The sequence below is a fragment of the Hoyosella subflava DQS3-9A1 genome (genome assembly GCF_000214175.1).
Taxonomy (GTDB): Bacteria; Actinomycetota; Actinomycetes; order Mycobacteriales; family Mycobacteriaceae; genus Hoyosella; species Hoyosella subflava.
Genome location: NC_015564.1, coordinates 1,991,891 through 2,018,490, shown reverse-complemented (window position 1 = coordinate 2,018,490; position 26,600 = coordinate 1,991,891). Strand labels below are relative to the sequence as shown.

At 62.6% G+C, this 26,600-nt stretch carries 24 protein-coding genes; 10 read left to right on the top strand and 14 right to left on the bottom strand.

Going from position 1 to position 26,600, the window contains the following annotated elements; genetic code table 11:
• Positions 1 to 27: 27 nt before the first annotated feature.
• From AS9A_RS09400 to AS9A_RS09390, 3 genes are all read right to left on the bottom strand, one after another.
• Positions 28 to 2,439, bottom strand: a complete 2,412-nt coding sequence (locus tag AS9A_RS09400; protein ID WP_013806740.1) for a serine/threonine-protein kinase — start codon at positions 2,437 to 2,439, stop codon at positions 28 to 30.
• A 97-nt stretch (positions 2,440 to 2,536) separates the two neighbouring features.
• A complete protein-coding gene (locus tag AS9A_RS09395) occupies positions 2,537 to 3,460 on the bottom strand; it encodes a nitroreductase family protein (RefSeq protein ID WP_013806739.1) in 924 nt (307 codons plus the stop codon).
• Positions 3,461 to 3,590: 130 nt separating this feature from the next.
• A complete protein-coding gene (locus tag AS9A_RS09390) occupies positions 3,591 to 4,184 on the bottom strand; it encodes a TetR/AcrR family transcriptional regulator (RefSeq protein ID WP_013806738.1) in 594 nt (197 codons plus the stop codon).
• Positions 4,185 to 4,370: 186 nt separating this feature from the next.
• Here AS9A_RS09390 and AS9A_RS09385 point away from each other — a divergent pair, with 186 nt between their 5' ends.
• The 5 genes from AS9A_RS09385 (at position 4,371) to AS9A_RS09365 (ending at position 9,398) form a co-directional block, all read left to right on the top strand.
• On the top strand, positions 4,371 to 5,396 hold the full coding sequence (locus AS9A_RS09385) for a nucleoside hydrolase (protein WP_041450986.1): 1,026 nt from the start codon (positions 4,371 to 4,373) through the stop codon (positions 5,394 to 5,396).
• A complete protein-coding gene (locus AS9A_RS09380; RefSeq protein ID WP_013806736.1) occupies positions 5,386 to 6,069 on the top strand; it encodes a hypothetical protein in 684 nt (227 codons plus the stop codon). Before AS9A_RS09385 ends, AS9A_RS09380 begins: the two co-directional genes overlap by 11 nt.
• A 78-nt stretch (positions 6,070 to 6,147) precedes the next feature.
• Positions 6,148 to 6,939, top strand: a complete 792-nt coding sequence (locus tag AS9A_RS09375; protein ID WP_013806735.1) for a hypothetical protein — start codon at positions 6,148 to 6,150, stop codon at positions 6,937 to 6,939.
• Positions 6,940 to 6,945: 6 nt separating this feature from the next.
• Positions 6,946 to 7,716, top strand: a complete 771-nt coding sequence (locus AS9A_RS09370) for an energy-coupling factor transporter transmembrane component T family protein (protein ID WP_083826505.1) — start codon at positions 6,946 to 6,948, stop codon at positions 7,714 to 7,716.
• Complete coding sequence (locus AS9A_RS09365; protein WP_013806733.1) at positions 7,713 to 9,398, top strand: ABC transporter ATP-binding protein; 1,686 nt, start codon at positions 7,713 to 7,715, stop codon at positions 9,396 to 9,398. Before AS9A_RS09370 ends, AS9A_RS09365 begins: the two co-directional genes overlap by 4 nt.
• Before the next feature lie 10 nt (positions 9,399 to 9,408).
• On the opposite strand, the gene meaB is transcribed toward AS9A_RS09365, so the two are convergent.
• Genes meaB through AS9A_RS09350 form a run of 3 tightly spaced genes read right to left on the bottom strand, consistent with a single transcriptional unit; the run spans position 9,409 to position 14,611 of the window.
• The gene (meaB, locus tag AS9A_RS09360) at positions 9,409 to 10,380 is read right to left on the bottom strand and encodes a methylmalonyl Co-A mutase-associated GTPase MeaB (RefSeq protein WP_013806732.1); all 972 of its coding nucleotides are present in this window, start codon (positions 10,378 to 10,380) and stop codon (positions 9,409 to 9,411) included.
• Positions 10,381 to 10,382: 2 nt separating this feature from the next.
• A complete protein-coding gene (gene scpA, locus AS9A_RS09355; RefSeq protein WP_041451745.1) occupies positions 10,383 to 12,617 on the bottom strand; it encodes a methylmalonyl-CoA mutase in 2,235 nt (744 codons plus the stop codon).
• 53 nt (positions 12,618 to 12,670) lie between these two features.
• Positions 12,671 to 14,611, bottom strand: coding sequence for a methylmalonyl-CoA mutase family protein (locus tag AS9A_RS09350; protein WP_049793875.1), 1,941 nt, complete (start codon positions 14,609 to 14,611; stop codon positions 12,671 to 12,673).
• A 156-nt stretch (positions 14,612 to 14,767) separates the two neighbouring features.
• Here AS9A_RS09350 and AS9A_RS09345 point away from each other — a divergent pair, with 156 nt between their 5' ends.
• The 4 genes from AS9A_RS09345 (at position 14,768) to AS9A_RS09330 (ending at position 18,446) form a co-directional block, all read left to right on the top strand.
• Positions 14,768 to 15,565 carry a TVP38/TMEM64 family protein gene (locus AS9A_RS09345; protein ID WP_237707895.1) on the top strand — a complete coding sequence of 266 codons (798 nt, stop codon included), beginning with the start codon at positions 14,768 to 14,770 and terminating at the stop codon, positions 15,563 to 15,565.
• A 43-nt stretch (positions 15,566 to 15,608) separates the two neighbouring features.
• On the top strand, positions 15,609 to 16,205 hold the full coding sequence (locus tag AS9A_RS09340) for a helix-turn-helix domain-containing protein (protein WP_013806728.1): 597 nt from the start codon (positions 15,609 to 15,611) through the stop codon (positions 16,203 to 16,205).
• Entirely contained in the window at positions 16,202 to 16,822 is a 621-nt protein-coding gene (locus tag AS9A_RS09335) for a hypothetical protein (RefSeq protein ID WP_013806727.1), read from the top strand. The genes AS9A_RS09340 and AS9A_RS09335 overlap by 4 nt, the downstream gene beginning before the upstream one ends.
• Before the next feature lie 115 nt (positions 16,823 to 16,937).
• Positions 16,938 to 18,446, top strand: coding sequence for a flavin-containing monooxygenase (locus AS9A_RS09330; RefSeq protein ID WP_013806726.1), 1,509 nt, complete (start codon positions 16,938 to 16,940; stop codon positions 18,444 to 18,446).
• 70 nt (positions 18,447 to 18,516) lie between these two features.
• Here the strand turns inward: AS9A_RS09330 and AS9A_RS09325 are convergent, their stop codons facing one another.
• The 3 genes from AS9A_RS09325 to AS9A_RS09315 all read right to left on the bottom strand — a co-directional run bounded on the left by AS9A_RS09325 (position 18,517) and on the right by AS9A_RS09315 (position 21,021).
• Entirely contained in the window at positions 18,517 to 19,677 is a 1,161-nt protein-coding gene (locus AS9A_RS09325) for an SPFH domain-containing protein (RefSeq protein WP_013806725.1), read from the bottom strand.
• A complete protein-coding gene (locus tag AS9A_RS09320) occupies positions 19,677 to 20,108 on the bottom strand; it encodes an NfeD family protein (RefSeq protein ID WP_013806724.1) in 432 nt (143 codons plus the stop codon). The genes AS9A_RS09325 and AS9A_RS09320 overlap by 1 nt, the downstream gene beginning before the upstream one ends.
• Before the next feature lie 88 nt (positions 20,109 to 20,196).
• The gene (locus tag AS9A_RS09315; protein ID WP_013806723.1) at positions 20,197 to 21,021 is read right to left on the bottom strand and encodes a DUF3097 domain-containing protein; all 825 of its coding nucleotides are present in this window, start codon (positions 21,019 to 21,021) and stop codon (positions 20,197 to 20,199) included.
• 65 nt (positions 21,022 to 21,086) lie between these two features.
• Between AS9A_RS09315 and AS9A_RS09310 the strand changes: the two genes are divergently transcribed.
• The gene (locus AS9A_RS09310; RefSeq protein WP_013806722.1) at positions 21,087 to 21,893 is read left to right on the top strand and encodes a type I toxin-antitoxin system ptaRNA1 family toxin; all 807 of its coding nucleotides are present in this window, start codon (positions 21,087 to 21,089) and stop codon (positions 21,891 to 21,893) included.
• Here AS9A_RS09310 and AS9A_RS09305 read toward each other — a convergent pair.
• From AS9A_RS09305 to AS9A_RS09285, 5 genes are all read right to left on the bottom strand, one after another.
• Positions 21,857 to 22,942, bottom strand: coding sequence for a ferrochelatase (locus AS9A_RS09305; RefSeq protein ID WP_013806721.1), 1,086 nt, complete (start codon positions 22,940 to 22,942; stop codon positions 21,857 to 21,859). The genes AS9A_RS09310 and AS9A_RS09305 overlap by 37 nt on opposite strands.
• 5 nt (positions 22,943 to 22,947) lie before the next feature.
• Positions 22,948 to 23,739: an NADH-dependent enoyl-ACP reductase InhA gene (gene inhA / locus AS9A_RS09300; protein WP_013806720.1), complete on the bottom strand. Its 792-nt coding sequence runs from the start codon at positions 23,737 to 23,739 to the stop codon at positions 22,948 to 22,950.
• Positions 23,740 to 23,804: 65 nt separating this feature from the next.
• Positions 23,805 to 24,536 (bottom strand): 3-oxoacyl-ACP reductase FabG1, encoded by a 732-nt coding sequence (gene fabG1, locus AS9A_RS09295; RefSeq protein ID WP_041451741.1) that lies wholly within the window; start codon positions 24,534 to 24,536, stop codon positions 23,805 to 23,807.
• An 82-nt stretch (positions 24,537 to 24,618) separates the two neighbouring features.
• Complete coding sequence (locus AS9A_RS09290; protein WP_013806718.1) at positions 24,619 to 25,599, bottom strand: VWA domain-containing protein; 981 nt, start codon at positions 25,597 to 25,599, stop codon at positions 24,619 to 24,621.
• Positions 25,596 to 26,597, bottom strand: coding sequence for a DUF58 domain-containing protein (locus AS9A_RS09285; protein WP_407636572.1), 1,002 nt, complete (start codon positions 26,595 to 26,597; stop codon positions 25,596 to 25,598). Before AS9A_RS09285 ends, AS9A_RS09290 begins: the two co-directional genes overlap by 4 nt.
• Between the last annotated feature and the right edge of the window lie 3 nt (positions 26,598 to 26,600).

The window sequence follows — 26,600 nt, the reverse complement described above, 5'->3', positions numbered from 1 at the left end:
AATTTCCCACGGCTCAAGGAGGGAGGATCACAATCTCTCAGTGGGATGCGACGGCTCCGTTGTGCGCAGGCCCGAGGCGACCACCCGCTCGAGAGCGCGGAGGTCGTCTTCCATCAAGCGGTACAGCCAGTAGGCGACGACGAACGCAACGATGATGAACATGGCGGGCACGCTGAGTCCGGTAATCACTTCCTGCACGTCCTCCGGCGACAAGAACGTCACCGCATACACGCCGGCCAGCGGGACCAGCGCCGCGATTGGCAGATAAATCATGCAGCGCTTACGCAGTCCCCGCAGCCTCCGCGCATCGTCGACGGTTGGCTGACCGTGTTTGAGGAACATCGGATAGATGCAGCGCACCAGATAAAAATTGAGAAGAAAGAATGGATAGAGGACTGCCAGCGCCCCATGAACGGAAAGCGAACTGAGAAAGTGCAGATACGCACCGGCCGGAAGCGTTCCGCCCGACACCTCCAGGCCGATGGGGATGCTGAACGCGGCGGTCAGCCAGAACCCGAAGATCACCATTACGACGCGGTCCCCTAGCAACAGGGTATCCGCTCGCACATGCGCGAGAGTCTCTGGATCGTACTGCTTTCCCTTGCGAAGGCCCCGGGGAATAACCAGAAGCCGTCGGCCAAAGGTCAGTAGCAGCACAGCGCCGATCGGCCAGAGGATCCCATTTGTGAGCCCCACGGCTGTCCAGAAGGCGGCCTCCGTCGCGGCATCCGTTTTGCCGATAATGAGCGAGTGGTTGTGTGTGGTGTTGTACAACCCAGCGAGTGCATTCGGTGCGGCAATCGCAAGGAACGCGATCGGGAACAGCCAGCGCTCCATCCGTGCACGCCAGCTTCGCGGTGGCGGGTCGACGAGGTCGCGCGCATGTGGATCGAGGCAGAGCTCGAACTGCTGCGCGAGGATCGCGCCTGAGGACCAGCGGTCGTCACGGTCGCTCGCCAGGCACACACGCAGGACCCGCAGGAGCGTGGCCGGACAGTCAACCGGCACCGTCGCCTCAGCTTCCGGTGCAATTCCCTGTTCCCGCAGATCGAGCATATTGCCGAGCGCCACCTGCGTCTCCGCTGATAACGACTCTTCACCGAATGGGCGCTTCCCGGTGAGAAGCTCCCACAGGACAACTCCGAGGGAGTAGATGTCGCTCCGGGTGTCGAGGTCAGCCGGTGTCCGGCCATGTCCGGGATGGCACGCTTCGAGCTGTTCGGGAGACATGTAGGCGAGCGACCCGCCGAAGTAGGAGACGGGATTGTCACCCGCGATCTCGTTGCTGAAGCTGATATTGAAATCAGCGAGCTTAGGTACGCCATCGGTGGTCAGGAGGATGTTCGCGGGCTTCACGTCCCGGTGCAGCACGCCGTGCTCGGCCGCATAATCGAGCGCCAGGGCCAGACATCTCCCCAGCCAGGCAACCGCTTCCGGCCATGACATCGCGCTGATCATCATGCGCACGGGGGACTCGCTGGGACGGATCGCCGCCTTCTCGGCCAGAACGTCATCTATCGCGTCGAGCAGGAGCCGGCCGTTACGTTCGTCTGGTGGAGTCGACCGGACGCGCTGCAACACGCCCTGCAGCGTGCCGCCGGCGACATACTGCATGTACAGCAGCCGGGCATTATGGCTGCGCAGCACCCGTTGGTCGAAAACTCGGACGATGTAATCGTGGTCGAGCTGCGCGAGGGTTTGAGGCTCAGTCCCATGATCGTGCGAGACTTTCACGGCCACGAGCCGCTGCATGGATCGCTGCCGTGCGAGAAAGACACGCGCGAAAGCGCCACTGCCGAGCGACAGGAGAAGGTCGAAGTCGTCAAGCTGCTGGCCCGCCTCGACATCGTCGAGGGTCGGATGCGCCCCGCCCGGAGCTGTGGCGGTTCGGCTGCTGATAGACCGGTCGCTCTGTGGAGGGCTCGCGGCAGTGCGCGTAGCAGACTCGTCGAGCCAGCCCGTACCGGGCTGCTGCGTGGTTCGGTCGTCGGGAAGTTGCGTGGATTCGCCGAGCAGTTCCCCCAGCCGCACCGCATTCCCGGGATACCGCCGCTGATATTCGCCGAGCGAAACGTTTTCTCCGGCTTGTCTTCGGACAGTAAATTCAACGGCAATCAGATCGGCGGGCAAGGGTGCGGATTGCAGTTCTGGGAACTCCTCCACATACGCACTCAGCCGCTTTGGCTGGTGAAACTCCAGCCAGCGAAAATGCAGATCGACCTTAATGAGTTCGATCAGCGAGAGTCGGCGCAGCTCGGGAGAGGCGGACACAAAGCGGCGCAGCTCAGGTGGCTGTCTCTGAGACTCCCACTCGAGCGCGAAGCGCCGGGCTACATCCGCTGGTACCGAGAGCCCCTGCGTCACGCCCTGAGCCGCCCAGCTCAGGGCACCGCCGGACCCTGCCTCCGCTTCGGCCCGCGAACGACGTGATTCCTTCATCGTGCACCGACCGCCCAGTCGTCCTGGTCTAACTACTCGCCCAGGATACGCCCGGTTCGTTTCGGTTTAGGGCACTTGCGCGGCGTGGTGCCGTGCTTTAGCGGTATTGCAGGACGTCCCGAACATTGCGCCGGTGAGACCTGCGCAACGCCGGGTATCGGCGCAGTCCGATCCGGACGACTGCCTGTGCGTACTTCGGCGCGCTGGCCACCTGGTGCTGGTGATGTTGCTGTCTGCCGCACCGATCAGCTTCCGCGCTGATCATCGCCCGCTCCTCAATGTCCACCACGGGACACGTCGCCACATTCAGCGACGTCGCTAACAGCAAAGCCGCGGACAGCGCCTCACCAGCATGCAACCACGCTTCTGGGGTGTCTTCAGCCGTTGTCAGCACACACACGTCCGCGAAGTCGGGCTCTAGCCCCCATTTGGAAAGCCGCGCCGACCGGGTTGGCAGGCGTGCTGCTGAGGCGATGGAGTCAATACCCTGGCTATCGAGAACGGTAAGGGCCACACCACGCTGCTCCACGAAACGCGCGAGCTGTCGCGGCACGGGTGAGAGCGGACCGAGTGACGCGAGCGGGCGCGTCTCGGTACGTCGACTATCGAGTGCGAGGAACATCGCCAGTTCATCGCCGTTCTCACCGGTTGAGCGGGAGAGCTTGATGGACGCCACAAGTAAGTGATTTCCAGGAACTGGAAACCGCGATACAGTGCTGTCCCAGCCGAGGCCCTTCATCGCGATGATGCCGTGATGCAAAGCCGTCCCACAGCTCACAAGAAGGAGCCTGCTGTCGGGGTCCACCACCCCGGACATTCGCTCGGGATCAGCGAAAAGGTGCAGTCGATCACCGTCGTAGCGCCACTGCCATGGCTGCCGGTTCCAGACTGACGGGGCGCGCCGCGCTCGGTTCAGCGCCTCACGCACCACCGCAAAATCAGGTGTTTCTGACTTGCCTGCGGCAGCATTCAGCACCTTCTCCACTGGGCTGTAGCTCGGGGTGCTCGGTGGGGTGCTCATCGCCACTCCATTCGGTACGACTGGTCGCGGATATCTCCGCCCCACCAGAATCGCTCGCGAAGAAGTGCTCACGTCACGGCCAGAAGCCACGATTTCTGGACCCTTGGTCCCTGAACCTGAGGGACTTTGGTCAGTTGGTCTGCGCAATCGCGGGCGCGATCAACTGCTCGAGCTCGGCGATCACGCTATCGAGCGGTGTGAGTCCCCGCTCTGCGCGACACACGATCACCGCCCCCTCGATTGACGAAATAATCATGGTGGCCAGGCTCTGTGCGCGTACCCGGGCCACACCCTCCGCCACGAGCGCTTCGAGTAACGCTTCCTGCCAAACCTGGAAGGTGTCGGCGACAATCTGGGCGTGCTGTTGTTCGTCCTCACCGCCGCCGGCAATAACCGCGACGACTGGGCACCCGGCCTGATAATCGCTGGCTTGCAGAATCTGCGCCCAGAACGCGCGAATCCTGCGCAAACCCTCGATTGGTCCATCCGCGATCGCCGACTCGATCAGTGCGCTGATGGCCTTGCTCGACCCCTCGAGCGCTTCCGCAATGATCTGGTTCCGGCCTGCGGGAAAGTGGTAGTACACCGAGCCACGCGGCGCCTCACTTCGCGTGAGAATCGCATCAATCGTGACACCTGCAGACCCGCGTTCACGCATCAGTTCGATCGCGCTGAAGACCATTCTGTCGCGGGTCTTCACGCGTGATGCCTGCGCCGCAGCCATTCTCACCTCCGCACTCGTGGCACACCGGACTAGCCACCGAAATTCAAGTCTATGTCATCCTGCATGATCCGGCAGCACGGAAGAAGCCCACGAGCGGGTGACCTCACACCCCGTCGCGCTCCGCGTTTACACATCGGATAGGTTCGTCAGGGAGTTGAGAAAGGGGAATCGTTGCGTCAGCGGCTGATGTTAGACGTCGATACTGGAATCGACGACTCACTCGCGCTCCTGTACCTCCTGGCTAGTCCTGAGGCAGATATTCGTGCCATCGCATGCACGGGGGGCAACGTAGCAGCCCGACAAGTCGCTACGAACAATCTCGCCTGGCTTGAACTTTGCGGCGCACCGGAGATCGAGGTTGCGCTCGGCGCGGAGGCGCCCTTGGCGGCCCCGCTGCAGACTAGCGAGGAGACGCATGGGCCACACGGGGTCGGCTATGCCGAACTACCTAAGCCCACCCGCAGCCTCTCCAGCCGCAGCGCGGCCGATGTGTGGGTGGACCTGGCACGTCAGCACGCCGGCCAGCTCGTCGGCGTCGTGACCGGGCCGTTGACAAACCTGGCGCTTGCCCTCGAGCAGGAGCCCGACCTTCCGTCGATGCTCAAGCGTCTTGTTGTCATGGGGGGTGCGTTCAATCATCCGGGAAACACCACCCCCGTCGCAGAATGGAACATCTCTGTTGATCCCGAGGCGGCAAAACTAGTGTTCGATGCGTTCGAAGACGGAACTTCGGCCGAGCCGCCGATCATCTGCGGGCTCAACCTCACCGAACGTGTGATTATGCGCCCCGGCCACGTTGCTGAACTCGCGAAGGCGGCAGGACTGCCGCCTGAACGGATTGCCGCGGACGACCCCCTCGGGGAACGCTCCCGATGTCCCAACCCCGTGATACGTCACCTATCCGACGCTTTACGCTTCTACATGGAGTTTCACCGGGCCTATGAGCAAGGATTCATCGCACACATTCACGACCCTTTCGCCGCTGCGGTGGCGCTCAACCCCCAGTGGGTGCGCACGCGCGCAGCGACCGTCGACGTCGAACTAACCGGCACGCTGACCCGAGGGGCGACAGTGGCCGACTGGGTCGGGATGTGGGGCCGCGGGCCGAACGCGGACATTGCCGTCGCCACCGACCCTGAAGCGTTTATTCAGCACCTCATTGAGCGCGTAGGCGGGTACGCCGCCGCTTTCAATGAGCACGATGAGGCCTGAGTCGCGCGGCGGCAAACGTCACCGGAGCTTTGCCCGCGCGGAGGAGCTCGAACGCCGCTTCGCGCTGCCCGTCCTGATCGCAGCAATCGTGTCCGTTCCTGCGGTTTTTCTCACCCTATTCGAGGGCGCGGTAGCGACCACCGGCACTGTCCTGAACTGGCTATCAGCAGTAATAATTCTCGGCGAGTCGCTCATCCTGCTTTTCGTCAGCGGCGACGCGATCCGCTGGGCGAGACGACACTGGTGGACGCTCGCCATCGCACTAGTCACGGTTCCGGCAGTGTTACTCGCATTCGGTCCAGTCCAGGTGCTCCGCGCGCTGATGTGGGTCGGTGCCATCCGATTGTTCCGGGTGGGCAGGATCATCAAAGCCGGACGAATCCTCAGCGAGAGAACCGAACTCGGCCAGCGGCGTACGAGGGCTCTCATTGGCGTGCTGACGGTGCTCGCCGCCGTATTTGTCTTCGTCGCACTCGCTGACCCAGGAAGTGAGACACGGCAGATCGCAACATGGACCGTCAACCGGGTCGGAGTCGTCCCCACGATAATCGCCGGTGCGATCCTGTTTGCCGCCACGGTCATCACGCTGCGATACCGCTCATCTCGCCAGGACAGCGAGGAAACCAGTGATGAGCACGAGGATGGTGCGAGACCGGGCGACCACGACACCTGATAATCTCGACATCGCCGTCGGGGCAGCGGCGGCTGGCATATCCACTTTGAATCAGCACGATCAACGCAGGAGTGTGGAATGGCGGCCCCGGAGGCCTCTACGGGTGGGAACCTTCTAGTACGACATCGAATCTTCATCGGCCTTGGTGCTGCCCTCATTGTCGCGACGTATCTGTCACTCGTGTACTGGCGGCCCGAGGGCCTCGCAGACGCCACGGGTGTACCCGCGCTCGCAGCTCTCGCCGGGAATACGCTCGGCGCAGCGCTCCTCCTCGCCGGTGTCGTGCACCGGCTGCCACTCACGACGGTGGTGCTTATTCCGAGCGCAATCGCAGTGAACATCGTGGTTGGCCAGATCACGTCGCTGCTGGGTATTCCCCTCTATCTCGACTCGATAGGCACCGTTCTGGTTGCAGCGCTCGCCGGTCCTGCCGCTGGGGTTGCAACTGGCGTCCTGGGAAGTGTGGTTTGGGGGCTGACTCTTGCTCCCGTCGCCGCCGCCTTTGCGGTAGTAGCCGCGCTGATTGGGGCTCTCGCCGGATTGCTCGCGCGAGCGGGATTGTTCCGCCGTTTTTATCTCGTCCCATTCGGCGGAGGGCTGACCGGAATTTGCGCGGCACTCATCGCCGCTCCAATCGCGGCTTTCGTCTTCGGCGGCGTCACCGGCGGAGGGGCTACTGCCGTAGTCGCTGCCTTGCGCGCGGTCGAGCTTTCGCTACTCGAGTCGACCACCATTCAGGGATTGCTGTTCGATCCCCTCGACAAAGCGATCACGTTTACGATGGTTGCGCTGATACTCGCGGCCTTGCCGCTGCGAATCACGCAACAGTTCACGTTTGCCGCGCGCCACACGCTCAGTACGGCAAAATAGGCAGCGGTGCGACTGTATTCCCCCGGGCGATCATGGCTCCATCGCAGAAACCCCTTGGCCAAACTAGTGGCGATCATCTGCCTCGCCCTGCTTGTCTTCGCTGTTCCCGCATGGTGGTGGCTCGTTGTGCCACTCGGTGCCCTGCTTACGCTGTCGGTCACGGTGCACAACACGCGGCAGATCCTCAAATGGTGGGCTGGCCTGGTATTACCGTTCGCGGTACTTTCCTTCCTGCTGCAGGGTTTGTTTTTCCCCGAGGGTGAAACCCTGCTCGCAGGGTTCGGTCCGGCACGGCTGACCGTGGAAGGGCTCGAGTTCGCTGCGCTCTATGCGCTGCGCATCGCAACGATCCTTGCGGCTTTCGTGCTGTTCACCGCGACTACTGCGCCGTCGAGGCTGATGACGTCTTTGACGACCGCGGGACTGAACCCCAAGATCAGCTACATGGTCACGTCAGGGATCGCGCTGATTCCCGCGCTGAATGATCGGGCACAGTCCGTGCTCGCCGCGCAGCGTGCCCGCGGGCTCCGAACGACTGGCAACCTCGCTCACCGCACTCGTGTGCTCCTCACAGTGGTGAAACCGGTTGTGTTCGGCGTGCTCGCCGACCTCGAACAACGGGCGTTCACGCTCGAACAGCGCGGTTTCGGTTCGCAGGTGCGGCCGACCGCGTATTCGCCAGCACCGTTCTCGAATGCCGAACGTGCATTCTGTGTTCTCGCGCCAGTTGTCACGCTGACGTTCGTCCTCGTCGTGCTCACGGTGGGACACTCATGATCACGATCTCCGAGGCCAGCTACACGTATTTCGGCACGAATGATTCCGCATTGCGGCACGTGTCCCTTAATGTTCCGCGCAACAGCATTTGCGGCATCGTTGGCCCGAACGGAGCTGGCAAAACCACTCTCGCGAAGCTGATCGCTGGCTGGCGCGGCCCCGGCCAGTTCACCGGCTCCATTCAAGTCGGTGGACGGAACATCCGCGAAGCGGGCGCTCTGCAGCGTTCGCGGCTTGTCGCCTTCGTCGGCGACAACCCTCCTCTGCAGCTCACAGGGTTCACAGAAACAGTCGCCGAAGAAATAGCCTTCGGACTCGCGAACCGTGGTGTGCCACGCGAACGCATGATCGCGCGTGTTCGCGATATCGCCGACCGGCTCGGCTTGCGCGGACTGCTCGACCGCGCGCCGCAGTCACTGTCCAGTGGAGAACAACAGTGTGTCGCGATCGCGGCAACCCTGATTCAGCGCCCGCGCGTTCTTGTTCTCGATGAGCCCACCACCATGCTCGACCCGCAAGGCACTGAACGAGTATTCGAAACTCTCCGGGACATTGCGGCGTCCGGCGTGACCGTAGTGATGGTGGAGCACCGAACCGAGGTTCTGCGCGAGTATGCCGATACGATCCACTTGCTCTCAGAAGGCCAGCGGATGACGTCGGGACCTCCGCGTGAAGTCCTTGGTTCCCGACTCGCCGCCGCGAGCGGGGCGGGGATAACTCGGTTCACCGCAGCCGCGTGGGAAGCCGCGATCGCCCCCGATATGCCGCCGGTATCACTGGACGATGCAGTGGCTGCCTTCGAAGGCTTCCTGGCGCACGAACCTCACCCTCCAGTGATAGCACCAGCGGATCCGGCGGAGCCAGCGCCACCGCCAAGGAATGTCCCAGCCGTGGTCCTGCGCAACGTTCACGCCAGCTATCCGCGCGGCGTGCACGCACTTCGTGGCGTCACCTTGGAGATCCCGCCAGGAAACCAGGTCGCAATTGTTGGGCGCAATGGTGCCGGCAAATCATCGTTGGCTCGTGTCCTCAGCGGTGCGCTGCTTCCGGACATCGGCTCAGTCTCAATTGGCGGTCGCCTCACGCGGGAAACACAACCTGAGCTCCTCGCACGCTCTATCGGCTTTGTGTTCCAGAACCCGGACGATCAGCTGTTCGCCCGAACCGTGAAAGACGAGGTTGCTTTCGGTCCGCGGCAGCTTAAACGAACCGCTATCGACACACTGGTAAACGACGCGCTTGAGGCAACGGGACTCAGCGACAAACGCGACATTCACCCTCACGATCTGTCGCACGCGGACCGGAAGCTCCTCACCATCGCCAGTGTGCTGGCCATGAATACGCCGATCGTCGTGCTCGACGAACCGACAGTCGGCCTTGATGCGCGCGCCATCGGTCTCGTTGCCCGGATCATCGCGGAACTGCGCGACGCCGACCGGACCGTGATCACTATCACCCACGATCTCGATTTCGTGGCAGAGAATTGCGACCGGATCGTGTTGCTTGGCGGTGGGCGTGTGTCAGCAGACCGCACGACCCGCAACATGTGCGCCAGTGAAATACTCAGCGACCTCTACGGGCGGCTGCCCCAACTCGCACAGCTTGCCCGTGCCCTCCAGTGGGGCTGGTGCCCGCTCACCCCCGCGGAGGTCGGCAGCGCATTCGGCGCCCAGCCAGCCTGACGCCGCGGCCTCAGCTATCGAATGCGTCAAGTATCTGTTGCGCCCCAAGCGCGGCGGTCAGCGTGCCCTCGCGGACCTGCTTCTCGACATCACCGCGGACGGCTTTAACCCCGGGGCTGTCCACTAGGCGCTGGAGAATCTGGTCGTGGACCATGTTCCACGTCCAGTCGACCTGCTGCCGGCGACGATTCTCGTCGAACACTCCGGCGTCCGAAAGCGTGCCCCGGTGCTTGAGCACCGTTTCCCAGAAACCCTCTATCCCGATGCCCTCAAGCGCGCTCATTGTCAGCACGGGCGGCATCCACAGTGAATCGCGGGGATGAATGAGGCGCATAGCACCCGCGAGTTCGCGAGCCGCGCGTTGTGCGTCCTTTTCGAACGGGCCGTCGGCCTTGTTCACCGCGACGACATCGGCGAGTTCGAGTACGCCCTTTTTGATGCCTTGCAACTGGTCGCCCGTCCTGGCGAGTGTGAGAAAACAGAAGCAGTCGACCATGTTCGCGACCGCAACCTCGGACTGTCCAACGCCGACGGTCTCCACAAGGATCACGTCGTAACCCGCTGCCTCGACCAGGATCATCGTCTCTCGTGTTGCCTTCGCGACGCCACCGAGTGTGCCCGCAGTCGGGGACGGACGGATGTAGGCATCACGTTCGAGCGACAGTCGGGCCATCCGCGTCTTATCGCCGAGAATCGACCCACCGGTACGCGTCGATGAAGGGTCGACTGCCAGCACCGCGACCTTGTGCCCCTTCTCGAGCAAATACATGCCGAGCGCGTCGATGAACGTGGATTTGCCCACCCCGGGAACACCGGTTATGCCGACGCGGTAGGCACTGCCCGCGCCGGGCAGCAGTTTCAGCAGTATCTGCTGGGCGACGTCACGATGGTCTTTGCGTGTCGATTCGACGAGCGTGATGGCCCGTGCGAGATCCGCGCGGCGGTTCTCCTGGACCGCCGTCGCGATCGCTTCTGCATCCATCGTCAGGCGGTCTCACCTAGGTCGTGGCCGAGGCGGTCAGCAAGGGTACGCAGCAAGCCGGACGCGGCGTCAGCGATCACGGTTCCCGGCGGGAAGATCGCCGATGCGCCGGCTGCGTAAAGCTCATCGAAATCACCGGGCGGGATCACACCGCCAACGACGATCATGATGTCGGGGCGACCGGCCTCAGCGAGCGCGTCGCGCAGGGCAGGCACAAGGGTGAGGTGGCCGGCTGCCAGCGAGGAGACACCCACGACATGCACGTCGTTGTCGGCAGCTTGCTGTGCCACCTCATCGGGCGTCTGGAACAGGGGTCCCACGTCGACATCGAAACCGATATCGGCGAACGCCGTCGCGATGACTTTCTGGCCGCGATCGTGCCCGTCCTGGCCCATTTTCGCCACGAGTACGCGTGGGCGGCGACCTTCCTCCTCGGCGAAACGCTGCACGAGTTCGGTGGCTTTAGCGACGTTGCTCACGGATCCCGCCTCGTCCTTGTAAACACCGCTGAGAGTTCGGATCTCGGCTTGATGACGGCCGTACACCTTCTCGAGTGCATCGGAGATTTCCCCCACTGTCGCTTTCGCACGCGCGGCGTCGATCGCGAGCGCAAGGAGATTATGCTCCAGACCCGGCGCCGGATTGGCGGCGGCTTGAGTCAGCTTCTCAAGGGCTTCGCGGACTGCCGTCGCGTCGCGGTCTGCGCGCAAACGCTCGAGCTTCTCGAGTTGTTCACGCCGGACACGAGAGTTCTCCACCTTGAGAACTTCAATCGGGTGGTCGTCGTCCACCTGATATTTGTTGACGCCGATAACCGGCTGCCGACCCGAATCAATGCGCGCCTGGGTACGTGCCGCGGCTTCTTCAATTCGCAGCTTCGGTATGCCGTCGCTGATAGCTTGCGCCATGCCCCCGTGCTCACGTACCTCGTCGATGTGGGCCCGTGCCCGTTTCACCAGTTCGTGAGTCAGGGTCTCGACGTAGTACGAGCCGCCCCACGGATCGATCGGCCGAGTCGTTCCGGATTCCTGCTGCAACAGCAGCTGCGTGTTGCGCGCGATGCGGGCGGAGAAGTCGGTGGGCAGCGCCAGCGCCTCGTCGAGCGCGTTCGTGTGCAGAGACTGCGTATGTCCCTGGGTGGCTGCCATCGCCTCGACACACGTGCGAGCGACGTTGTTGAACACGTCCTGAGCGGTCAAAGACCAGCCTGACGTCTGCGAATGCGTTCGCAGCGAACACGACTTCGGGTTCTTCGGATCGAACGAACTGACTAGTTCGCTCCACAACAAACGTCCCGCGCGAAGCTTGGCGACCTCCATAAAGAAGTTCATGCCAATGCCCCAGAAGAACGACAGGCGGGGCGCGAACGCATCAATGTCGAGACCAGCTTCAAGGCCAGCCTTGATGTATTCGACTCCGTCGGCGAGAGTGTATGCGAGCTCGAGATCTGCTGTCGCACCAGCTTCCTGGATGTGATAGCCCGAAATGGATATGGAGTTGAACTTCGGCATCTTCGTGCTTGTAAAGGAGAAGATGTCCGAAATGACACGCATCGACGATTTCGGCGGATAAATGTAGGTGTTACGGACCATGAATTCTTTGAGGATGTCGTTCTGGATGGTCCCGGACAGTTTCTCTGCTGGCACCCCCTGTTCCTCAGCTGCCACGACATAAAGCGCGAGGATCGGCAGAACCGCACCATTCATGGTCATCGACACAGATACGGCGCCCAGGTCGATACCGTCGAACAACTGCCGCATGTCGAGAATCGAGTCGATCGCGACGCCTGCCATTCCGACGTCGCCCTGAACGCGCGGATGGTCGGAGTCATAACCCCGGTGCGTCGCGAGATCGAACGCTACAGAAAGGCCCTTCTGGCCTGCCGCAAGGTTGCGTCGGTAGAACGCGTTCGATTCCGCGGCGGTCGAAAAGCCCGCGTACTGGCGGATCGTCCACGGCTGATTGACGTACATCGTGGGGTATGGCCCCCGGATGAATGGCGCCGCGCCCGGAACGCTTTCAAGCGGGTACCCCTCAGCAACGGCCCTGTCGCGGTCCGATGACGTGAACAAGGGCCGAACGTCGATGCCCTCTGGGGTGTGCCACACGACGTCTTCAACCGCGTAATTGTTCGCTTGCGCGGCTGCGGCCTCATGGGCACGCGCTTCCTCCTCGGTGGGAGGAGCCTGGTGGTCAGCTCCTGCGGCCACGAAGGGGATATCAGCGAACCTCGGAATCTTGCGGTCCCGCTGCTGACCCGCTGTCTGCGTCCTGTCGGCTGATTCAGTGGTCACCGGACCCCCAGAGTGTCAAGCAGTTCCGCAAGTGCGGCGACCGCATCAATTCCCGCCCCCAGATATGCATCAGGGCTCACGTCCGTATTTTCGTCCGGATACGCGGACTGAGGTCCCGCGAGCATCACGCTCGTCATGCCCGCTTCCCGCAGCGCACGCACCGCGTCGGGCGCCTCCTGGGCATAGCGTTTGTCAGTGCCACAGATGACTGCCACCCGGGTTCCCGACTGCCGTGCGGCATCGGCAAGACCGGACGACTCGACAGCGCCAGGGTTGACTGCCTCGATACCGCCCGATCCGAGCAGGTTCGCGATAAATGTCGTCCGGATGTTGTGCTCTGCCAGCGGACCGAGCGGCGCCAGAAACACTGTGGGACGCGATCCGTTATCGGCAAGATGAAGATCAGAACGATTCCTCAGCTTCTCAAACGGCTCGGCGTACCGAAAGACACGACCGGCGGCGAGACGATCAGGCACTGTGCCGTCCGGGCCAACGGGCAACGGCTTCTCCGCCGAGTCAGGAAACTCGTTCACACCGGTGAGCTTGATCTTCCGGCGGGAAATCTCCGTCTCGCGGTGTGCGCGGACCTCCTCGATCTTTCCGCACAGCCAGCCCGACTCCACTGTGGCGGAGAAGCCGCCCGCCCCATCAATGCTCTGGAGCACAGCCCAGGCCGCGTGAGCAAGGTCGGAGGTGAGCTTCTCGACGTACCACGAGCCGCCCGCCGGGTCCAGCACCCTGCCGAGGTTCGATTCCTCGATGAGAAGCAACTGCGTATTACGCGCGATGCGCTGGGAAAAGCTGTCCGCCACACCGAGGGCACCAGCGGGCAGCGCCGCGTCGAACGGCAGCACCGTTACCGTGTCCGCACCACCAACACCTGCGCCGAAGGCCGCCACAGTGGTGCGCAGCATATTCACCCATGGGTCGCGTTGGGTCATCATCGCCGATGACGTCACCGCGTGCTGCGGAGCGGCGCCCGCGTCGCGAGCCCCAAGCACATCAGCGACCCGCGCCCACACCTGCCGGGCAGCGCGGAACTTAGCGGTGCTCTGGAATTGGTCATCAGTGGCGGCGAAACGGAACTCGATCTGCCCCAATGCGTGGTCAATGCTGAGGCCAGCTTCGAGCATCGCCTCCACATACTCAACGCCCGCGGCACACGCCGCACCGATTTCTTGCGCGTCGCTGCTGCCCGCGTCATGGAAGACAGTCGCATCGACCATCAGCGCACGGATCGTCTCCTCGCGATTCACCGCCGTCGCTGCCAGCCTGACCGCTCCCGGCAGGTCGACACTCCGCAACTTCGCGGTGTCACCGAGCGGGCTGTAATTGTTCGCGAAGAGCGTCGTAAGTGGCGCGGCGCCGAGTCCAATGGAAACGCGAGAACGGTCAGTGACGCCGTCACCCTCGCGTGCTCGTGCATCGAGCAGGGCAAGCACCGCGTTAGCTGCCGCCCCGGCCTGATCGCCCGCGTCCAATGTGAGTGGAGCGAGATCGAGCAGCACGCCCTTGAGTGCACGATCGATCGCTTCGACGGGCAGATTGTCGCCGCCCACTGCCAGCCACAACGCAGACGTGCCGCTCTCAAGCGCGGCAAGGATGCTCTCGTTGACGGCCTCCGGATCCCGTTCGTTTACCCCGAACCGCGCCATGACAGACCACCCACGGTTCACGTCGCGTAGGGGATCACCACCGCGGGTGAAGGGGAACTGGCCTGGCAGCGGCTGCTCGGGTACGTCATCCGCGCTCGTATAGAGGGGGCGGATCGTGACGCCGTCCTCGGTTCTGATAGCCAGGAGATCTTCCGGACGTTCACCCAGTTCGTCAGGACTCACTCGGCGCGATTTGGCCAGCACGCCCGCGACTGACCGGCGCCATGCCTCGATATCGGGGCCCACACCCGGCTCAGCTTCCACTGTTCGGTCGACCGTCATTCGAATGAGTTTAGTGTGCGACATGAACCGTCAGTGCCCCGCCTCCCAACAAAGCGGCGGCAGAGATGCACGTCACAATGCAAAATCCGCTCGTTGTATGTGACATTTGCCCGCTTTGTTTCTACGTCAGAAGAATGCACCGTAGTCTTTTCATTCGTGACTACCGACCCGCCCATCGCACCCCCCAACGCGTCTCGGGGAATCCGGCGCGCTGCGTCCGTAGTCGCGGAGTCACTCACCGCCGTCGCGTCGAAAACGGCCCGATCGGCACGTTCGCTCTCCCGCACACGCCTACTCGGCGCGCTCATGCTGATTGTTACCTGCGCAGCCGTCCTCGTCTGGGTACCGATACCGACAGTGACTGAGTTGCGTGAGTGGGCAGCCGAGTTCGGGCCAATCTTCCCGATCCTCTTCTTTGTGGCAAACGTGCTAGTCACCTTGTTCCCCATTCCCCGCACCATGTTCACCGTGACTGGTGGCCTGCTGTTCGGCGTCCTTCCGGGCATCATGATCGCGATCGGAGCGGGGACGCTCAGCGCCGTCATCGCGCTCCTGCTCGTGCGCGTACTCGGGCGAGACTTCGTCCACGCCCGAATCACCGCCCCAACCTTCCACGAAGTCAATGCGCGCCTGGCGCGGCGCGGGTGGCTCGCCGTCGCATCGCTACGACTGATCGCGCCAATTCCGTTCTCCGTCGTCAACTACTGCTGCGCCCTCTCGTCCGTCCGCGTCTTCCCCTTCGCGGTCGCGACGTTCTTCGGGATGATGCCCGGCACTGTGGGTGTAATCCTCCTCGCCGACGCAGTTACGGGCGAAACCGATCCGCGACTGGCCCTGCTTTCCGGCGCGCTGCTGGGCATCGGCGTCATCGGCCTCATCGCCGACAGCAAACTCGGCGCGCGTGAGGCACTGCACCTTCAGCCACACGACCCCGTCGCCGACGCGGCACACTAAGATCAAGTCGGGAGTATTGACGCAGTCATCGGGAGGCTATGCCGTGTTCGTCATGACAGTCGACCAGCGGCGCAGCCGCCGTGACATTGATCGAGTCGACGCTGTCCTGACTGAACTCAATCAGAAGGTGCTGGTCCGTCCGTTCGAACGCACAGCGGGAGATGAACTGCAGGGCGTTATCAACGGAGCAGAGGCTGTGGTCGAAGCAGCACTAGATCTCATTCGTGACGGCCATTGGAGCATCGGGATCGGGATCGGCACGGTACGCGAACCCCTGCCGCAAGCAACACGCGCCGGCCACGGGCCCGCTTTTGAAGCCGCGCGCGACGCAGTGACGAGGGCAAAGAACTCCCTCGCGGGCCTCGCGGTGGCGGGGCCTGTCGCCGAAACGGCAGCGCGAGCGGAGACCGCACTCTCCCTGCTCGGAATACTCGTGTCCCGGCGCTCCCAGCAGGGACATGAAGCGGTGGAACTGATGGCGCAAGGTATGACCCAAGCGGAAGCCGCCGCGCGGCTGGGAGTCAGCAAACAAGCAGTCTCTCAGCGCCTAGCTGCCGCCTCGTGGCACGTCGAGCGGCCCGCGCGCGACCTCGCTGTCCATCTCCTGGAGATTGCGGATACAGGAGGCCAGGAAGAGTGATAGCGCTCGCGATCGCGTTCCTCGTACTCGCTCTCATCATCGCGCTCATCCCGCCTGCCGCTCAGTTGCCGCAGCGCGCCGAACTGCCAGCGTGGGTACACGCAGGTTCAGCACTGCTCGCCCTGGGTGCCGCCGCGCTGGCGGGCGCGGCCGCCGCCCAACCCGTGCCAGCTGTGCAAGTCGCCGTACTGGTCATCGCCGTTGCGGTCGCCGCGGTGGGCGGTTCACCAGTGGTCCTCGGCGCATTCAGCCTCGCCCACCGAGAAGCCGCGCGTGAAAGACGGAGCCACCACCGCTCGCAGCAGCGGGAGACTCGCGATTCAGACAGCTCTGTACGGGAAGATCCAAAACCTACTACCGCGACCGAGGACGATTCCGATACCCCGGGGCCACTTCGTGGCGGGTTTACAATCGGCATTCTTGAACGCGTAGCCGTCGCAGTCTCCATACTCACCGCGTGGCCACAAGGAATTGCCATCGTCATGGCTGTCAAGGGCCTCGCTCGTTATCCGGAACTCCGGAATCCCGATGCCTCGGAGCAATTCATCATCGGCACTGCGACGAGTGTTCTGTGGGCTGCGGCTGCCAGCGGTACGGCATTCCTCATCGTCACCTGAGATCTCGTCAAACTCATCGGGCCGTGATCATCTCAGGAGTAACGTCGTAGCTGGACCGGCGAGGGTATCGCGCGGCTGCACAAAGCACTCAGAGAGTCGGCGGAAGCGAGAATCCATGAGCGCACCGAACAGTGTTGGCGGGCAAGAATCGCATCGACCTCTTCCGTCTCATGTGCATATCCTGATCGCTGGTGCTGGATTCTCCGGCCTCGGTGCAGCAATTCGGCTCGGTCAATCGGGCATGAACGACTACGTGGTCGTGGAGAAAGCCGCTGACGTTGGGGGGACGTGGGAGGCTAATTCGTACCCTGGCTGCGCGTGCGATGTGCCTTCCGTGCTGTATTCCTACTCGTTCGCGCGGAACCCCCACTGGAGCAGCACATTCTCCCCGCAGCCCGAGATCTACGCTTACTTGCAGCGCACGGCGCGCGAGTTCGGAGTTATGCCGAAGGTGCACCTCCGCACCGAACTGCTCGACGCCTACTGGGACGATGCAGCGAAACGCTGGCAGATCACCACTGACCGCGGTTCGCTCAGCGCCACAATCTTCATCAACGCCACCGGCCCGCTTTCTGATGTCGCGATCCCCGAGATTCCAGGGCAAGAAGCCTTCGTCGGCAACGCTTTTCATTCGGCACGGTGGGACCACGGGTACGACATCGCCGGTAAACGGGTAGCTATCATCGGCACCGGTGCCTCCGCGATCCAGTTCGTTCCAGAGATCCAGCCACTGGTCGAACACTTCGTGCTGTTCCAGCGCACCGCGCCGTGGATCTTGCCGCGTCGCGACCGAACCTACACCAAACTTGAGAAACGACTGTTTCGCCACGTTCCTTTTTTGCAGCGCCTGGCGCGCTATATCACCTACTGGTACAGGGAAAGCTACGTCATAGGCTTCACCCGGATAAGGTCCGCCCTTCGCATTGCCGAAACTGTCGGGCGTTACAACATTCGGCGCCAGATCAAAGACCGGGAGCTGCGCAAGAAGGTAGCCCCGACCTTCCAGCTCGGCTGCAAACGTGTCCTCATGTCGAACACGTATTACCGGGCGCTGGACCAGGGTAACGCCGACGTCAATACAACGGGAATTGCCCAGATCACCGAAAACTCGGTGATAGCCAAAGATGGCACAGAATATCCGGTTGATTGCATAATTTACGGAACCGGCTTCCATGTCAGCGACGCCGCTATCGCGAAGAACGTTAAAGGACGATCAGGTCGCACACTTGATGAGGTGTGGAAAGGCAGCCCTGAAGCATACCTGGGGATTACCGTTGCGGACTTTCCCAACTATTTCCACATGGTTGGCCCCAACACTGGCCTTGGCCACAGCTCCATCGTTTTCATTATCGAAGCGCAATTACGCTATATCATCGATGCCATCGCGCAACTTGGCAAAAGAAAACTCGCCGCGATTGAACCCATGCCGCAAGCCCAGCGGGAATGGGTCGATTTTGTCCAGGAAAAGTCACAAGGCACAGTGTGGCTGGCGGGCGGGTGCGATAGCTGGTACATCGACGAAATGGGCCGCAACTCGACACTGTGGCCTGGCTTCACTTTCACCTACCGGAAGCTGACGGCCAAAGCTGATCCGGAACACCATATTGCGGTGGCCGAAGTATAGATAAAAATAGTGAAGCTTTTACCTCCCTGACGGGGGCAAAAGCTTCACTACTGGCGTGGCCCGGAGCGGCCTACTGCTCCGGTGCTGAACTCGGTGGGATCATGCCCGGCACGCCACCAGACAGCTCCGACAAACCTATCTCGACTGGCTTCTGTGCTTCCGCTTCGGCGGCCTGTACAGCCGCGGTGATCGCCGGGTCGGTGCTGATGTCGAACCAGTCCTCGATGTCGTCGGGGTCGTCCTCGGGACGTGGGAGGTCGCTGTCCGCTTCACTCGGCTCGAACCGGAACACACCGTCCTGTCCTGGCGTGCCGAGCTGCTTCGCGAAGCCCTGCAGCGCAGCGTTGTAGTCGCTGGGAACGACCCATACCTTGTTCGCGTCACCCTTAGCCATCTCGGGCAGGGTCTGTAGGTACCGGTAGGCAAGCAGCTCTGGAGTTGGTCTGCCCTTCTTGATGGCGGCGAAAGTCTTCTCGATCGCCTTGGCCTCGCCCTGTGCCCGCAGGTACGCAGCCGCCCGGTCACCCCGGGCCCGCAGGATCGCGGATTGCCGTTCACCTTCTGCGTCGAGGATCGTCGCCTGCTTCGCACCTTCTGCCTGCAAAATCCGGCTCTGCTTTTCACCTTCGGCAGAACGGATTGCGGACTCCCTCTGCCCCTCGGCGGTCAGAATCATCGCCCGCTTCTCGCGATCCGCCTTCATCTGCTTCTCCATCGATTCCTGAACCGACGGCGGCGGGTCGATCGAGCGGAGTTCCACGCCACCGATCTTCAGGCCCCAGTTAGATGTTTTCTCGTCCAATGCGCCACTGAGCTGCTGGTTGATCGCATCGCGAGATGTCAGTGTCTGTTCAAGCGTCATGCCGCCCACAACGTTGCGCAGCGTGGTCACGGTCAGCTGCTCAACACCGCCGATGTAATTGTTGATGCCATACACCGCGGCTCGCGGCTCCGTCACACGGAAATAGACAACCGTATCGATCATCAGCCGCAAATTGTCCTTCGTGATCGCGGCCTGCGGCGGAAAAGACACCACTTGCTCACGCGTATCCACGCGGGACCGGACCCGATCAGCGAATGGGATGAGAAAGTTAAGTCCAGATACCGTTCGCGTGTATTTGCCGAAGCGCTCAATGACCGCCGCCTCCGCCTGCGGAATCAGCACGACCGACTTTGCGAGTATCACAACGGCGAGCAGTATGAGTACTGCAACAACAACGAGAACTTCCATCAGGGCTGCCTCCAGACGATGGCTGTCGAGCCATCAATGTGTGCCACGGTCACCGATGTACCCTCAGGGTACTTTTCCGTAATGTCGAGTGGGCGTGCCGTCCAGAGCTCCCCCATGAGCTTGATCTGACCCTGTTCGCCGGTAATCTCTCGTGTCACTACCGCGGTACGGCCTTCCAGTTCCGCGACGGTGCCCTCGATCGCCGGGTTGGTGTGAAGCTTCCTTAACAGGATCGGCCGCACACCGACAAGCAGCGCAACCGACATCACCAAGAAGAAGAGCGCGTCCACCCAGACCGGAAAATCGAAAATCCAGCTGAATCCTGCTGTCGCGAGCGCCGAACCGGCAAGCATCAGCAGAAAGAACTCACCGACTAGAAGCTCAGCGACAGCAAGAAGCACTGCGCCTACAAACCACAGAATCGCTGCCACGCCTCCATCTAAGTCGCGTTTACCGATTCCGGCAACCGCGCCCGTATGACGTCGGCAAATATTCGCGAACAATTACGTGCGCACGCGCCTATTCGGGTTCTGTAACGAAGTCCACAAGCCTCTCCACTGCCCCAATCAGATCGGATTCGAGATCACGAAAGCTCGATACTGAATTTCGCACATGCCGCCACCCGTCTTGCGGTGTTCCCCAGCCGAGAGCGTCACATACCCCGGTTTTCCAGTCCTGCCCCATCGGGACCTTGGGCCACGCCGCGATTCCCACCGCTTGAGGCCGGACCGCCTCCCAAATGTCCACATATGGATGACCTGTGACCATCACGTACGGTCCAAGACTCTGTGTGAGACGCGACTCCTTCGAACCGGCTACCAAGTGATCAACGAGCACACCCACTTTGCTGCCTGGCCCCAGATCGAAATGGGCAAGCTTCTCGCCGAGATTATCGAGACCGTCGAGAGGCTCAACGACGACGCCCTCCACCCGCAGATCGTGCCCCCACACACGCTCGACAAGTTCGGCGTCATGCACGCCCTCTACCCAGATCCGGCTCGCGCGGGCGGTTCGCGCACGCACATCAGCTACACGCACCGAACCGGACGCCGACTTTCGCGGTGCCGCAGCAGCGCGGACTGCGGGTTTCGTCAGCGTTACCCGTCGCCCTTCGAGAAGGAACCCGCCTTCGCGCAGGCGGAAAAGCCGCGTGCATCGTGACGCGTCTTCTAACCGCACGAAGTCGCCATCGTAGGTGCGCTCGAACCCGAGGATCGCCCCGCAGTAGCCCGACACGGCGTCTTCCACCACCATGCCGTGCTCCGCGGCTATTGCCGGATACGACTTTCGCTGCGACCGTGAATGGCCCGAAAGGATGTCCCCTGAATACCTGTCATCCACCACGGCGGAAACCTTATGAGCTAGACCGAGGTACCGATAGCAGCCACGCCGATCTATGCTGGTCTGTCATGTCGACTCCGAGCGCCACTCTCACAGTCTGGGGCAGTTCCTGGCTGGCCGGGCGCGCCGCGCCCGACGACGTGATCGACGCGCTGCGCCAGTGGGCGCCACTCCACGTCGTGGTTTCCGGCGATCGCGTGGCCAGCGGCGGCGTTGACCCGCACTGGTTCTCGGAATCGGATGGCACCGCCGCTCACCTCCTGCGCCTTCTCCGGTCCGGAGCCGCAGCGGCACAATCGTTCCGGCTGGTGCTTCCCGCACCGGGTGACTTTCGTGGTGTCCCGCTCGGATCGCCCTTCGCCACGGCAGCGGCAGGAGCGGGCGAAGGGGTCATCCTCGCAGGTGCTACCGACGTTATCGGTCTCGTTCCAGCACCTGAAGGCGCCGAAGCGCTGCGCTGGTCCGTGTACAGCCTCCCCTGTCCCGGAACCGAACCCGATTATCCTGCGCTTGGTGATGCGGAACTCATGCTCCGGGAGGCCACCAGGGAAGCCGCGACGGCGCTGGCGAAACTCGAATTCATCGACACGTCGGGTGGACAGGATGTGCGTCCGATGATCGTCGAAGCGCTCGCCGATCTCTCGGCTGTCCGCTACCCCGACAGCATCCCGCCGCGCGCCGCACGCGTCTTCGACGCGGCAAACGAGATTGATGCAATCCTGACGGTCGCCGACCAGCATGGGCCGATCGGCGCGATCTCCGCGGCGCAGGCCGAAAACCGGGAGTCGCTCCTACGCCCGTTGCGCACCGCAGTCCGTGAAGCCCGCCTCGCGGCGGTTCACGCTTGCGTCGCCGAAACCCGCCGACGGACCTGACAACAGCCTGGCAGGCAGGGTGAGCCGTTCACCGCCGTGCCCCTCGAAGGCTCCGTGCCGAGGCGGCGCGGTACAGCCAGGCCGATTGCCTCGCTTACGAGTTCCACCACCAGTTTCGCGAATCGCGGATCTGTGCCGGGTGTCGCAGCGCGCGCGAAACCCATGCCGAGTTCGGCGGCCTTCTCCTTCGCCTCAGTGTCGAGGTCCCACACGACCTCGAGGTGATCGGACACGAAACCCACCGGACAGACGATGACCGCCTTCTCCCCCGCTTCAGCAAGGGACTCAAGGTGGTCGCAGATATCGGGCTCAAGCCAAGGAATGTGCGCTGGACCAGAACGCGACTGCCACACCACGTCGTACTCGTCGACCCCCGATGCTTCAGCGCAGAGCCTCGCCGCCTCACGAACTTGACGGCTATACAGGTGGCCGCCCTCGCTCGGTACCCCGGCCGACTCATCCGCGGCGACAGGTATCGAGTGAGCCGTGAACACCAGCCTCGCGCCGTTCCGCAGCGATGGTGGCAACTCGTCCCGCGCCCTGCGTATCGCGTCGGCGAACGCATCAACCAGTAGCGGATGATCAAAATAGTGCCGCATTTTCACCAACTCTGGAGCGTTCCGCGCTTCATTTCCGTTCTCCGCGACGGACGCCCTGGCGCGCGCGATGTCTTCGTGGTACTGACGGCACCCCGAGTATCCACCCCACGCTGATGTAGGGAAGACCAAGGCACGATCGACGCCCGCGTCCGCCATCTCCTCGACAGTGTCCTCAGCCAGCGGATGCCAATTCCGATTGCCGAAATACACTGGCAGATCGAGGCCCGCGGCATCGAGTTCCTTCTTGACCGCTGCGATGATCTGCCTATTCAGCTCATTGATCGGAGAGACGCCACCGAAGTGCAGATAGTGCTGCTCCACCTCATCTAGGCGGGCGGAAGGTACATTTCGGCCACGTGTGACGTTCTCCAGAAAGGGCCGCACATCGCTCGGCTTCTCCGGGCCGCCGAAAGACAGCAGCAACAACGCGTCATATCCACCAGAGCTCATGACGTTCAGAATGCCTGCGTACTGGTACCGCCGTCGACATAGATCACGGTTCCGGTGGTTTTCGGCAGCCAGTCCGACAACACGGCGCATACCGTTTGCGCCACCGGCGTCGGGTCGTCAACATCCCAACCCAGTGGCGCGCGCTCTTCCCACTTCTCGTTCATGCGCTGCAACTCTTCACCCGCGCCTGTCGCGGCGCCCGCGATCGCTTTGGCCGCGAGGGTTCGGATGGGTCCCGCAGCCACGAGGTTGGACCGGATTCCAAGCGCGCCGGCTTCGCGGGCCACATATCGGTTAATTGACTCCAGCGCCGCCTTCGACACGCCCATCCAGTTGTAGAACGGCATGGCGGCGCGTGGATCGAAATCCATCCCCACGATCGATCCGCCCGCGGACATCAGAGGCAGGGCTGCCTTCGCTAACGAGGCGTACGAGTAAGCAGACACTTCCATTGCGACAGCCACATCGCTCCACGGCGCATCAAGAAAGGGACTGCCAAGGCACGAAGGTGGCGCGAAACCGATCGAGTGCACCACCCCGTCGATTCCGTCCACGTGTTCGCGCACGCGCTCAGCGAGCGTGTTGAGGTGCTCTTGGTTCTGCACATCGAGTTCCACGACGGGAGCCTCAGCGGGCAGACGCTTCGCGATCCGCTCGATCAGCCTCATCCGCGCGAAACCGGTGAGGACTACCTGGGCCCCTTGCTCCTGGGCCGTCTTCGCGACGTGAAAAGCGATAGACGCGTCCGTGATGACACCGGTGATGAGGAGTCGTTTCCCCGCGAGCAGACCGCTCACTTATCTACCTCCGTGTTGTGTGACTGCCAGAACCTTGCCAGAACCCCGCCCAGTCGAGGTGCGAATCAGTGCCCCATCCCGAGACCACCGTCAACTGGAATGACAGCACCCGTGACATAGCGGGAATCGTCGGACGCGAGCCAACTGATGACCGCGGCGACCTCTTCCGGCTTGCCAGCACGCCCCGCCGGTACCGCACCCACAATCATCTTCTTGTGGTCATCAGCCAGGTCCGCGGTCATGTCGGTTTCGATGAAGCCGGGCGCGACGACATTCGCAGTAATCGATCGGGATCCGAGTTCCCTCGTGAGGGACCGTGCCATTCCGACCAGCCCCGCTTTGGACGACGAATAGTTGATCTGGCCAGGTCCGCCGGCAAGGCCGACTACCGAGCCGAGAAAAATGAAACGGCCGAACCTGGCTCGAAGCATGGCGCGGGTCGCGCGTTTCGCTACCCGGAACGACCCAGTCAGGTTGGCATCGAGTACACGTTCGAACTGTTCGTCGCTCATTCGCATCAGCAAAGTGTCGTCGGTGATTCCAGCATTCGCGACCAGAACCTCGACCGGTCCCTGATGCGCCTCGACCTCGCTGAACGCCGCATCGACTGATGCGGAGTCCGTGACGTCACACTTGACACCGAAGAGGCCATCCGGAACGCCGGAGCCGCGATGCGTGACTGCCACCTTGTGCCCGTCGGCGACCAGCCTGCGAGCTATCGCAAGACCGATGCCACGGTTGCCACCGGTGACCAGAACAGAGCGAGAGGTAAAACCTGCAGCTTCGTCGGTAGGCATGGCTGTCAACTTATCTGGTGAGGGCAGCAGGTTCGACACCGGATGGCGGTTCAGTACAAATCGTGATCGTCGGCCAGTGGCTTTATGGGATGCGGCGACTGATCAGCAACGCAGCCCCACCTGCTGCCGCAATTACTATCGTCCCGAGAATCAACCAGGGCTGACTCGCGTCACCCCGGACGATTTCGTACCCAATCTGGGACTCAAGCGTCTCGTAGACGGCCTCGAGTTCGTCCTGGCTCGCCGCCGTGTAGAACTCGCCGTCAGAAATGTCCGCTATCTCACGCATTGCTGGCTCATCGATGGGGACGGGGATTGTTTGCCCCTCGATGGTGACCGTGCCCAGCATGGTGCCAAACGATATTGTCGACACCGGAATTCCCCGGTCTGCAGCGAGACGCGCGGCAGTGAATCCACCTCGCGGCGCATCCATTTCGCGTGGGACAGTCTGCTTTCCGTCGGAGAGAAGGACCACATGAGCCGGCGGGGGCTCTTCCCCGGCTGGCACTATGGCGGCTAGTGAATCTATCGCCTGCAGTGCTGTGAAGATAGCTTCGCCTGTCGCTGTGCGCTCAGCGAGTTGCAGGCGGTCTATCGCAGAGGTGACGGGCGACCTATCCGTCGTCGGTGGGACCAGCACGGACGCGGTTCCGGCGTAACTCACAAGCCCCAGGTTCAGCCCTGGGGGCAGACCCTCCGCAAAACTCTTCGCCGCCTCTTGCGCAGCGATCAGCCTGGACGGGAGCACGTCCGTCGCCTCCATCGACAGCGAGACGTCGATGGCGAGAATGACAGTCGCCCGATCTCGTGGTTCACGCTGCTCTTTGGTGGGCGACGCCAGCGCCACGGTGAGCATTGCAAGCCCCACCAGAAGCAAAACTGCAGGAACGTGCCGTTCCGCTCGCGGCCGTCGCGGCGCAACTTTTTCGAGAAGCGCCAGGTTGGTGAACCGCATCACGTTTCGCTGCCGCAGCCGCTGCGCGATAACGTACCCGCCAGTGAGGGCCACGATCACGAGCAGGAACAGCAACCACCAGGGGCTCGCGAAATCCGACACACTCATCGTCCAGCTCCAGCACGAATACCGGCCGACACGCTGAGCCTGGAACGTCGCGACACGACGAAACGCACGATGTCGGCAATCCAGTCATGGTCAGTGCGAAGGGAAAGCAGAGGCGAACCGCACCGCCGCAACACCGCTGCAACGTCGTCGCGGTGCTGCTCAGCGGCAGCCGCGAAATCGTTCCTCAGTTTCCTCGTTGTTTTTACTTCCTTCGTGGCGCCCGACTCAGGGTCCTGCAGGGTTACCAGTCCCACATCGGGCAGTTCCAGGTCACGCGGGTCCAGCACTTCCACGGCGAGCAGGTCATGACGACCTGAAACAGCGCGCAGCGAACGCTCCCAGTCGATGGGGCCGAGGAAGTCACTGATAATCACCGCGAGTCCACGGCGCCGCTGCGGTCGGCGCAGCGCATCGATGGCAGCATCGAGGCTGCCGCGAGTGCCGGAGGCGGCGCGCGGCGTCGTCGCGATCTTCCGGAGCAGTGTCTGCCTGTGATGCATGCCTGAACCTGCAGGCACACGGATCGTATCGGCACCAGTCGCGACGATAGCGCCGATGCGATTCCCGCCGCCTCCAGTGAGGTAGGTGATTGCCGCACACGCCGCCACCGCCAAGTCCCGCTTGTCGCTGTCCGCAGTGCCGAAGTCGAGGCTCGCCGACAGGTCGAGCACAATCCACGTTTCGAGTTCACGATCGGCAATCGTCTGGCGAACATGCGGGTGTGTCGTCCGGGCGGTCACCGACCAGTCCATCTGGCGGACGTCGTCGCCAGGCTGGTACATTCGCGCGTCACCGGGCTCGGAACCTGGACCGGGAATCAAACCCAGATGGTCGCCGTGGAGGACACCATCCAGCTTGCGGCGGACGGTGAGTTCCAGAGTGCGCAACGCCGCAGCGAGCTGTGGATCGCGCAGTTCACCGCTGGCAAATGAGGGCGGTGCGGGGTGCCGCCGCTTCTCAGGAGGACCGCCCGCCCGGGCGTCGCCTTGCTGCATCATCAT

What these genes read in the sequence shown, in the direction of transcription:
- AS9A_RS09400 (WP_013806740.1), bottom strand. Translation starts at nt 2,439, where the DNA reads ATGAAGGAATCACGTCGTTCGCGGGCCGAAGCGGAGGCAGGGTCCGGC.
- AS9A_RS09375 (WP_013806735.1), top strand. Translation starts at nt 6,148, where the DNA reads ATGGCGGCCCCGGAGGCCTCTACGGGTGGGAACCTTCTAGTACGACAT.
- AS9A_RS09365 (WP_013806733.1), top strand. Translation starts at nt 7,713, where the DNA reads ATGATCACGATCTCCGAGGCCAGCTACACGTATTTCGGCACGAATGAT.
- AS9A_RS09285 (WP_407636572.1), bottom strand. Translation starts at nt 26,597, where the DNA reads ATGATGCAGCAAGGCGACGCCCGGGCGGGCGGTCCTCCTGAGAAGCGG.
- AS9A_RS09290 (WP_013806718.1), bottom strand. Translation starts at nt 25,599, where the DNA reads ATGAGTGTGTCGGATTTCGCGAGCCCCTGGTGGTTGCTGTTCCTGCTC.
- AS9A_RS09390 (WP_013806738.1), bottom strand. Translation starts at nt 4,184, where the DNA reads ATGGCTGCGGCGCAGGCATCACGCGTGAAGACCCGCGACAGAATGGTC.
- meaB (WP_013806732.1), bottom strand. Translation starts at nt 10,380, where the DNA reads ATGGATGCAGAAGCGATCGCGACGGCGGTCCAGGAGAACCGCCGCGCG.
- AS9A_RS09350 (WP_049793875.1), bottom strand. Translation starts at nt 14,611, where the DNA reads ATGACGGTCGACCGAACAGTGGAAGCTGAGCCGGGTGTGGGCCCCGAT.
- AS9A_RS09305 (WP_013806721.1), bottom strand. Translation starts at nt 22,942, where the DNA reads ATGAGCTCTGGTGGATATGACGCGTTGTTGCTGCTGTCTTTCGGCGGC.
- AS9A_RS09385 (WP_041450986.1), top strand. Translation starts at nt 4,371, where the DNA reads ATGTTAGACGTCGATACTGGAATCGACGACTCACTCGCGCTCCTGTAC.
- AS9A_RS09380 (WP_013806736.1), top strand. Translation starts at nt 5,386, where the DNA reads ATGAGGCCTGAGTCGCGCGGCGGCAAACGTCACCGGAGCTTTGCCCGC.
- AS9A_RS09325 (WP_013806725.1), bottom strand. Translation starts at nt 19,677, where the DNA reads ATGGAAGTTCTCGTTGTTGTTGCAGTACTCATACTGCTCGCCGTTGTG.
- AS9A_RS09395 (WP_013806739.1), bottom strand. Translation starts at nt 3,460, where the DNA reads ATGAGCACCCCACCGAGCACCCCGAGCTACAGCCCAGTGGAGAAGGTG.
- AS9A_RS09310 (WP_013806722.1), top strand. Translation starts at nt 21,087, where the DNA reads ATGTCGACTCCGAGCGCCACTCTCACAGTCTGGGGCAGTTCCTGGCTG.
- AS9A_RS09330 (WP_013806726.1), top strand. Translation starts at nt 16,938, where the DNA reads ATGAGCGCACCGAACAGTGTTGGCGGGCAAGAATCGCATCGACCTCTT.
- fabG1 (WP_041451741.1), bottom strand. Translation starts at nt 24,536, where the DNA reads ATGCCTACCGACGAAGCTGCAGGTTTTACCTCTCGCTCTGTTCTGGTC.